The sequence below is a fragment of the Paenibacillus hubeiensis genome (assembly GCF_032334105.1).
GTDB classification, from domain to species: domain Bacteria; phylum Bacillota; class Bacilli; order Paenibacillales; family Paenibacillaceae; genus Paenibacillus; species Paenibacillus hubeiensis.
In genome coordinates this window covers 1-7803 of sequence record NZ_JAVYAE020000033.1, presented here as the reverse complement: position 1 = coordinate 7803, position 7803 = coordinate 1, and the positions used below count along the sequence as shown (strand labels likewise).

Here is a 7803-nt window from a genome sequence, read left to right as displayed (position 1 = left end):
TGAACGCACAGCGTGGAGCCAGGGCTTTTGCCCAGAGCAACAGGCGGATGCCTGCGGCGGGCAAAAGCCCTGGCTCCTGGGAGAGGAGGTGAGAAGATGGGGGAGTTTTAGGCGCGGGAGCGCCCTTGGTAAATACTACGAAATTGCGAACCCCCTGTTTTGAGGAATCGAGAGAAAACAGGGCAATAAGCGTAGATAATTGGCATGTAAGCCATGAAAACGGCGAAATAAGACCAGATGAACGATTTTTGAGATATCAGATGCAAGCAGCAGCCAAGCACGTTTTGCCTAAACACCGCGTTGGAATCTGTCTAAGGCATCAGATTGAGGCGTACGGTGGTGTGGACGTTTTTAAGCATAGAGAGTCGCAGAAGGCGTTTTACGGTGGTCTGATGGTCTGTGGAAGCGTCTGGGTGTGTCCAGTCTGTGCGGCGAAGATATCTGAGCGGCGGCGACAGGAGTTGAAGACGGCTTTTAAGGCTCATTTGGATACAGGTGGATATTGCACAATGGTAACGCTGACGTTCAGCCATAGCCCGAAAGATAGGTTGCATGATCTGTTAGTAGCTCTTGGTAAGGCAGTACAAGATTTCAGTCGAGGTGGACGTGATAGGGCCTTTAGGGCAGAGATCGGACTGATCGGTAAGATCAGGGCATTCGAGATAACCCATGGTGCGAATGGATGGCATCCACATATACACTTGCTGTTATTGCACAGTAATGAGATTGAGCCGTGGGAATGGCGAGATATGGAGGACAGGCTATATAGTATGTGGTCAGGTGCCTGTGCTAAGAACGGATTGGACACGAGTCGCGAACATGGTTTACGGATGCATGATGCGGCGGAAGCCAGTACATACATCGGCAAGTGGGGCGATCTGATGGACAAGCGTTGGGGCACAGATTCAGAGATGACAAAGGCCAATATCAAGAAAGGTCGCGGTGAGAGTATGACGCCGTTCGATATGCTGAGGGTGATCATTGAGGATGGCGATCTAGAGTATGAGAGCAAGTACCAGGAATACGCCAAGGCCACGAAAGGTAAACAGCAATTGGTTTGGAGTCCTGGGTTGAAAGCGAAGTATCTTATCGAGGATAAAACCGATGAAGAAATCGCCACGGAAAAGGTGGAAGCTGCCGATCTACTCGGCGTACTTGATTGGCGGGATTGGAAATACATCCTGAAAAACAATTTAAGATATAGTTTGCTGCAACAGGTCGAGCAGCATGGATATGAAGAAGCGCTCCTAAATTTGGGCATAAAAAAAGTCTCTACATTGGGCGCAGAGACTACTTAACATTCGACTGAACTAATAATATCATAATATCGTTTAAGGGGCTAGATATAATGAAAATCCTTTGTGGTCCATGTACATTGAAAAATGGATGGGGTCTAGAAGATCGTGTATCTATGGCTAGATTACGTAAGCTTGATGTCGAGTATATTTGTGATGAATGTGGAGAAAAACACTCTTGGACATTCAAAAGAAAATCTGAATTATTGGAGAATGCAGAAATATTAATTCAAACGTCATTATTTTAAATTAATATAAAAAAAGGACTAAGCCCTTTTGGGGGTTTAGTCTTTTTTTGGTACACTGAAAAGAAAAAACAAAAGGATGATTTTGGTATGGGAAAATGTACCTATCAACGTATTGGAGCGTGTTTGGAACGGGACGTAAAAGACTAGATGAACATTTGGTTCGAGTAAAGATACCTTCTCGGCTTCCTAAATGGATGGTGGATGCTTTAGAGGAGATGGGCGGTCTTACCGAACATTTGGAAAAAGCTGTGATAAATTACCTAAAAGAAAATGGTAAAACAATAGGAAAAAAGTAGTAGACAAGAATCGATATTTTTTTTATATTATAAACGGGACCAAAAATATGTTCGCAAAAAAGGAGGAAAAAGAATGATAGTTACAGTTGAGGGAGTTATCACCAGCAATGAGCGCATCGAAAAAATCAAAGACAACAAAACGGTTGTCTCTACGGAACTGCTCCTTGCCCAACCCGGTGAAAAAATGCAGACGCCGATCAGACTGGATGGCGATCAAACAGCAAAGTATGAGCTTTACCAACCAGCTCATTTTACGGGCGAATTGCTGACATGGAAGACGCGCGACAGCGTTGGAATGATGGTTATGGTTCGCGATGAATGAACGAGGAACAATATGACGGAATAGTTAAGGTGATTAAGGATTTGCAACATTCGGTGTCGTCCGGATCGGTGGGCATCGAAAATTCTGTTTTGGATCTCAAGAACAAAATTGATCATGTTTCAGCACAGTTGGATATTCTCAATCACAGCTTGTACGTCAACAATGAGTACGGTTCCTGGATTGTGATATCCCTGATGATCATAGCCGCGATGATGATGTTTCTAGTCGGCTACTTGCTGACAAGGCGGTGATCGCATGGAATTTTTGTATACGATGATAGGCATCTCTTTATTTTGCGCCATGTTCGGCCTTTTGCGGGACTGGCTATATACATCGTCTGACATTTCGGATGACGGGGGCATGGACTAATGGAACAGTTTTTTTCGATACTTCTGCTGTTTTTTTTCGGTGGGGTAGTCGCGGGGCTGCTCAGGTTCATGACAAAAAGAAGATGATGGGCGTGAAAGGGGGTGAACGTACGAGACGCATATGTATTGTGATGCTTGCAGCGTTCCTGATCGTCGCGATCCTGCCGACAAGTAACGTGTTTGCAGCAAATTCAGGATATGGAACAGATTCGTTGTTATTTGGTAAAACATTGGGTTTCAATTCCTGGACAACGGATAAGTTAACGGATGGCTCAGATGAAACAGGTGAGATTATCTATGGTCGAGTTAACAGCTATACACCAAAGTACGGGTTTCCGACAACTTCGGATTTGCCAAGGGTTGCACAAGCTTATATTCGTGCAGATGCTGCTGTTAATACGGCTTTAGGTGTACGTATTACTTTTGCGGATGATACTGTAGTGGACTATTCGGTGACTGTTTCTTCTACTGGGATACAGGATTACTTTATTCCGATTCCAAGTACGAAGCGTGTTAAATCGGTTATTTTCTGGGCTGAACCTTTTACGCCAGTGTATGAGGTTGACTTGAAAGGTATTTTGGATCCAGATACTACACCGCCTGCGGCACCAACTGGACTGACGGGTGTTTCAGGTGATACAAAGGTCACGCTGAACTGGAACGCGAACAGCGAATCGGATTTGGACCATTATGTTGTTTATGTGGATGGTGTAGCAAAGGCAACGGTTCGGACCAATAGGGCTACCATTACAGATCTTGTAAATGGTAAGGAGTATGCATTTAGAGTTACGGCAGTAGATACCAGTGGGAATGAATCGGCTAAATCCGCTGAGATCAAGAAAACACCAGTAGGACCACCGCCGCCAGATACGACTCCACCAGGAGTGCCTACGTTGAACGGCAAGCCAGGTAAAAAACAAGCGGTTCTTGATTGGACAAAGCCAGGTGATGCGGATCTCGCAGGATACTATTTGTACCAAGATGGGACGAAAATCAATACGCTTTCTGCTACTAATACCGTTGTTAATGGTTTGGAAAACGGAAAGCAATATAAGTTCCAGGTATCGGCATTTGATACCAGCGGGAACGAGTCGGCAAAGTCGAACACGGTAACGGTTACGCCTGCCGATCGGATCGATGTGGTATTGATCCCAAACGGTGACAGTATTGTTGTCCAGATTACGGGTGGATCTCCACCTTATCACATTGATTGGGGGGCTGCCCAAAAGACCATAAGCGATACGCAATATGTGATTGCAAACTTGAGTTACGGTACCGATTATACGGTCACAATTACGGACGCTGGGGGACTTACATACACCCAGACAGTAAATACGGGCACTGAAAAAGGATTCATTCCGCCGACATTTCCAAATCCGCAGGAGATGTTTCAAAGATTGTTGGATGTCTTCGGAACCGCGGGTACGATTGGGATGGCAATTATCGGAGGAGCGTTGGCGCTAGGAATTCTAGTGGTATTGGCGCGTTGGGCGTGGATATTGCTTAAAGGATGGCTTGCGAAGTCAAGGTGATTATTGTGAATTATTCAGGCAATGAAAAATTAAATTAAAAACAGCATCTAACGCGATGCTTCAGGAGGTTAACTATTCATGACATTTACAGATCCAACAATGCCGAATACTCAATCGCTGTTTCAAAAAATGGTGGACATGTTCGGTACGGCGGGTACAATCGGTCTCGCGATTATTGGCGGCGCGGTTGCGCTGGGGATTCTCGTGGTACTTGCTAGATGGGGATGGATTTTGCTTAAGGGTTGGCTGGCAAGAGCCAAGTAATGATGAGGGGCAAATGCCAGACCATTGGACGGAGAGTGTTCGCAGCACTCTTCGTCTTTTTCTTACTATCAGTGCAGATCGTCTCGATCTCCGAGGCAGCTGCCCCGGCTCCCCGTCTACTGGAGACAGATTGGCGTACAGGTGAGATCGAGATCAAATACACTGGTGCAACTCAAGGATACATGATGGTGCTCTATGCTGCAACTCATGAGTCCGAAGGTGATTTCCAGCCCATTGATAGCTGGACGATCAAGGAATCGGAAGAATCACATATCACAAGTTATCTGGAAAACGGTCAAAGTATTTGGTACTTCGTTCGGATGGTCAATCCGGCGGATACGTCCGAATACGTGACGAGTAACCGTCTCAAGCAAACACCGCCGATCACGGCGTTTATTATCAACTGGCCTGACATGCTTAAGGATCTCGACGCGATGATCAATAATGCCATTGAAAAGGCGATGACACCATCGCAGCAGGCACAGGACAATCTCAAAGATGCATTGGACAATCTGAAGGATGCAGTTGGTGCTGGCAGCGGATCAAATGCAGGGAATCAAATGCAAGATGCGATAAATCAGGGTCAATCTGGCATGAGTCCGCCGATTGTCAAAGATGACGGCAACGGTACATATACAGGCGGCAGCACGGGGGGCAAATTGCCACAGGATCCGACGACTGGAAGCGGGGGTCTTAGTTACCCGAATCCGGATTCCGGAACGGCAACAGAAATGACAATCAGATTTCCTTATGGCGTGGACATGCAAGGGAATTTGCTGTATGTCCAGATCTTCACCAAGGAACAGATGGAAAAAATGAAGTGGTGGGACGTGGTTCGGACATTGGCCGGGGTGACCGTGTGGATCGCCTTTGCAGTATGGCTAGTCCAAAGGTTCACGCCACAGCTGAAATCGTAGGTGAAATATGGACTTTATACTCAACGCAGTATCGAGCATGCTCAATGCGATGTCGGCCGTCTTGATGGGATGGTCATTCACGCGGGATTTGGGAGCAGATATCGGAAAAATCATGCCGTACCTGCAGAAAGCAAATGCAATTTTGCCCGTTTCCGAATTTTTGGCGGTACTGTCCATATGGATCGGGCTGCAGCTGGTGTTAGCTGCCTACTACTGGATCACGAGAGCAGTAAATCTACTGAGGGGAGCAGGATAAAAAATGTTGGCATTATTTACGTTTTGCTTAGGCGCATTCGCCTTTTTCAAAATTGGACGCAAGTATCAGGATTTTCAGGATTTGATGTTAGCTCGGCGGGTGGCACGGCTCGTGGATCAGCGAGAAAAGTTTCAAAGAGAACAGGCTGAGTATGAGAAGTACGAGCGTCAGGATGAACGGATCAGGAAGGTGAACGAGAAGATCGGGGAGGAGATGTCGTGATTGAGGGAATCACTGGGCTTCCAGGACAGGGTAAGACGTATCTTGCAACTAAATGGTCAAGCAAAAAAATCAAAAAGGGTGCCAGGGTGTACGCTAATTATCCTTTGGAGGGATCCATCCAGTACAGCCAGATCGAGGAGCTGTTCGAAGTTAAGAAACGACCAGACGAGAAGTATTCTCCACTCATCCTTATCGATGAGGCCGGACTTGTCGCCCCTGCTGGAAGCTGGAAAGCTATACCCTTCGACGTCATGGCCCACTGGCGCCAACATCGACATGCGGGCGTGAATATATGGTGGATGGCTCAGGATCTTCGGGACGTGGCTGTCCCACTTCGGCGGGTGACGCAGCTTGTTACCAACGTGAGCAAGTTCGGCCCGATCATCAAATGGCGGACGTATAATCCGCAGACCAAGGGCAAGTTCGGCAGCGGGTTCACCTTTTTCGATATGGCGGTGGCTAAGAAATACGATAGCTATGCGGCCAATGTGGAACGTCAAAATTATCTGAAGGGGCAATGACGATGATCGACGAAATTTTTTGCAAAGATGATAAGGACCAATTGCATCTTAACGGTGATGTACTTTTGGAGAAAACGGATTGGGAGTTTGCAAATGTTGTGGTCTCTCGGATCGGAGAAGAACGGGTTAAGGAAATGTCTTTTGGCGGTGACCGTCGAACGAAATTTGTGTATTTTCGAACGGCAGCTGGACTCTTTTCCTTTGCATGGGATAGCAAAGCAGGGGCGCTGCTCTTTTCGGAGCAAGTGAAACGTGATTGGAAATTCGTTATTGGATGGCAGCCAGCATGATCGATACGATCGTGATTTGCATTCAGGCAGCCGTTGCAATTTTTTTGACAGTAACCTTCGGATTAGCTTGACCCGGAGGTTACTTCCGTATATAATAAAGGTAACCCAAAAGAAAGATGGTGGTTACCAATGGATTTGGAACGTATGAGTACGAATGAGCTGAAGACGCTGGAAGGCGATTTGATTTCGAAGAGAATCCGACTTTTAGAGGAAATGAATAACATGCTGTATGCCAAGCATGATGCCCAATACACGAAGGAATATGAAGAAGCACAAACGATGTACCGTTCTTTGCTTCGGCGTATTACGGAAGTCCAGGACCAGATTAAAATTAGTGCTGGACGAGTTGGTCGCCCAGGGATCGGAATCGGCAAGGTTGTCAAAATGACGCTGCCGGAAGAAGACTGGAAGAAAATCGAATCGCTCGTGAAGAATGGACATGCATCTTCTTATGCTGATTATTTCAGACAATTGCATCAGAATCAATGAGGGGGATCAGAGATGACGGAAAAAAGTTTTAGTGACTTTTATTTTGCCCTGGTGGATGAAATTGATAGATTGATTGATGAAACTAGTAAATTACGTGATACTGTTCCGGACGAGAAAGAGAGTGATCGGGTTAGTTTAAACGGTGAACTCATGGGACTGCGAAGAGCGAGGGTGGCTGCAAGGAACCTTTATCGTGATGAAAATGAGAAGTCGCAATGATGGAGTTCTGGTTTTATTTCAAGAGCGTTTTCTATATATGGCTGATCTGTGTAGTGCCAGTTATGCTGCTTGCTGAAATTGTGGAGGGATCCGAAGACGGCATTGTAGGTTTCATAAAAAGACAGTGGAGAAGGGTTTTTAGATAAGGGGTACAGGGGATATATCCCCGTTTATACCTTGATGCAGACGAAGACCGGTATCGTGAGGATCAGGAGCAGCTGCGTACATATCGTGCCCAGGGGCTCTCTTTATACAAGCTGCCGATCCGGCAGGGGAGGGAAGGACTTATGTGGGATGATCCAATAGGATTAATTTTCATTTGCTCAATTGCTATTCCAATTCTCATTGCCCTAGGAGACTTTGTTCTTAAGTTAATTAAGGATGTAAGGTAAGAGGTGAATCTATCATGATATGGATTGTCGTATATCTTGTAATACTTACTGTCATTTCTCCTTTTGTTGCAAGTGAGTTGTCTAAGTTAAAGGAGTGAACGCACAGCGTGGAGCCAGGGCTTTTGCCCAGAGCAACAGGCGGATGCCTGCGGCGGGCAAAAGCCCTGGCTCC

General features: G+C 46.2%; 13 protein-coding genes. 12 read left to right on the top strand and 1 reads right to left on the bottom strand.

The window, feature by feature from the left end:
• The first annotated feature begins 260 nt into the window (after window positions 1-260).
• From RSX24_RS32000 to RSX24_RS31945, 12 genes are all read left to right on the top strand, one after another.
• Window positions 261-1298, top strand: a complete 1038-nt coding sequence (locus RSX24_RS32000; protein WP_343262880.1) for a protein rep — start codon at window positions 261-263, stop codon at window positions 1296-1298.
• Between the two features lie 614 nt (window positions 1299-1912).
• Window positions 1913-2161, top strand: coding sequence for a hypothetical protein (locus RSX24_RS31995; protein WP_343262878.1), 249 nt, complete (start codon window positions 1913-1915; stop codon window positions 2159-2161).
• A 41-nt stretch (window positions 2162-2202) separates the two neighbouring features.
• Entirely contained in the window at window positions 2203-2412 is a 210-nt protein-coding gene (locus RSX24_RS31990) for a hypothetical protein (protein ID WP_343262877.1), read from the top strand.
• Between the two features lie 248 nt (window positions 2413-2660).
• Window positions 2661-4061: a fibronectin type III domain-containing protein gene (locus RSX24_RS31985; protein WP_343262879.1), complete on the top strand. Its 1401-nt coding sequence runs from the start codon at window positions 2661-2663 to the stop codon at window positions 4059-4061.
• A 78-nt stretch (window positions 4062-4139) separates the two neighbouring features.
• A complete protein-coding gene (locus tag RSX24_RS31980; RefSeq protein WP_343262876.1) occupies window positions 4140-4325 on the top strand; it encodes a hypothetical protein in 186 nt (61 codons plus the stop codon).
• Window positions 4325-5242 carry a hypothetical protein gene (locus RSX24_RS31975; RefSeq protein ID WP_343262875.1) on the top strand — a complete coding sequence of 306 codons (918 nt, stop codon included), beginning with the start codon at window positions 4325-4327 and terminating at the stop codon, window positions 5240-5242. Before RSX24_RS31980 ends, RSX24_RS31975 begins: the two co-directional genes overlap by 1 nt.
• Window positions 5243-5249: 7 nt before the next feature.
• Window positions 5250-5498 (top strand): hypothetical protein, encoded by a 249-nt coding sequence (locus RSX24_RS31970; RefSeq protein WP_343262874.1) that lies wholly within the window; start codon window positions 5250-5252, stop codon window positions 5496-5498.
• Between the two features lie 3 nt (window positions 5499-5501).
• Complete coding sequence (locus tag RSX24_RS31965) at window positions 5502-5720, top strand: hypothetical protein (RefSeq protein ID WP_343262873.1); 219 nt, start codon at window positions 5502-5504, stop codon at window positions 5718-5720.
• Entirely contained in the window at window positions 5717-6241 is a 525-nt protein-coding gene (locus tag RSX24_RS31960) for a zonular occludens toxin domain-containing protein (protein ID WP_343262872.1), read from the top strand. Before RSX24_RS31965 ends, RSX24_RS31960 begins: the two co-directional genes overlap by 4 nt.
• 2 nt (window positions 6242-6243) lie before the next feature.
• Window positions 6244-6531: a hypothetical protein gene (locus RSX24_RS31955; RefSeq protein WP_343262871.1), complete on the top strand. Its 288-nt coding sequence runs from the start codon at window positions 6244-6246 to the stop codon at window positions 6529-6531.
• A 129-nt stretch (window positions 6532-6660) separates the two neighbouring features.
• Complete coding sequence (locus RSX24_RS31950; protein ID WP_343262870.1) at window positions 6661-7020, top strand: hypothetical protein; 360 nt, start codon at window positions 6661-6663, stop codon at window positions 7018-7020.
• Between the two features lie 12 nt (window positions 7021-7032).
• On the top strand, window positions 7033-7239 hold the full coding sequence (locus tag RSX24_RS31945; RefSeq protein WP_343262869.1) for a hypothetical protein: 207 nt from the start codon (window positions 7033-7035) through the stop codon (window positions 7237-7239).
• 375 nt (window positions 7240-7614) lie between these two features.
• Here RSX24_RS31945 and RSX24_RS31940 read toward each other — a convergent pair.
• The coding region (locus tag RSX24_RS31940) for a hypothetical protein (protein ID WP_343262868.1) at window positions 7615-7803 on the bottom strand (189 nt) is incomplete at its 5' end.

Coding starts and splice junctions, on each gene's coding strand:
- RSX24_RS31950 (WP_343262870.1), top strand. CDS start 6,661: ATGGATTTGGAACGTATGAGTACGAATGAGCTGAAGACGCTGGAAGGC.
- RSX24_RS31995 (WP_343262878.1), top strand. CDS start 1,913: ATGATAGTTACAGTTGAGGGAGTTATCACCAGCAATGAGCGCATCGAA.
- RSX24_RS31945 (WP_343262869.1), top strand. CDS start 7,033: ATGACGGAAAAAAGTTTTAGTGACTTTTATTTTGCCCTGGTGGATGAA.
- RSX24_RS31985 (WP_343262879.1), top strand. CDS start 2,661: ATGCTTGCAGCGTTCCTGATCGTCGCGATCCTGCCGACAAGTAACGTG.
- RSX24_RS31955 (WP_343262871.1), top strand. CDS start 6,244: ATGATCGACGAAATTTTTTGCAAAGATGATAAGGACCAATTGCATCTT.
- RSX24_RS31975 (WP_343262875.1), top strand. CDS start 4,325: ATGATGAGGGGCAAATGCCAGACCATTGGACGGAGAGTGTTCGCAGCA.
- RSX24_RS31970 (WP_343262874.1), top strand. CDS start 5,250: ATGGACTTTATACTCAACGCAGTATCGAGCATGCTCAATGCGATGTCG.
- RSX24_RS31980 (WP_343262876.1), top strand. CDS start 4,140: ATGACATTTACAGATCCAACAATGCCGAATACTCAATCGCTGTTTCAA.
- RSX24_RS31965 (WP_343262873.1), top strand. CDS start 5,502: ATGTTGGCATTATTTACGTTTTGCTTAGGCGCATTCGCCTTTTTCAAA.
- RSX24_RS32000 (WP_343262880.1), top strand. CDS start 261: ATGCAAGCAGCAGCCAAGCACGTTTTGCCTAAACACCGCGTTGGAATC.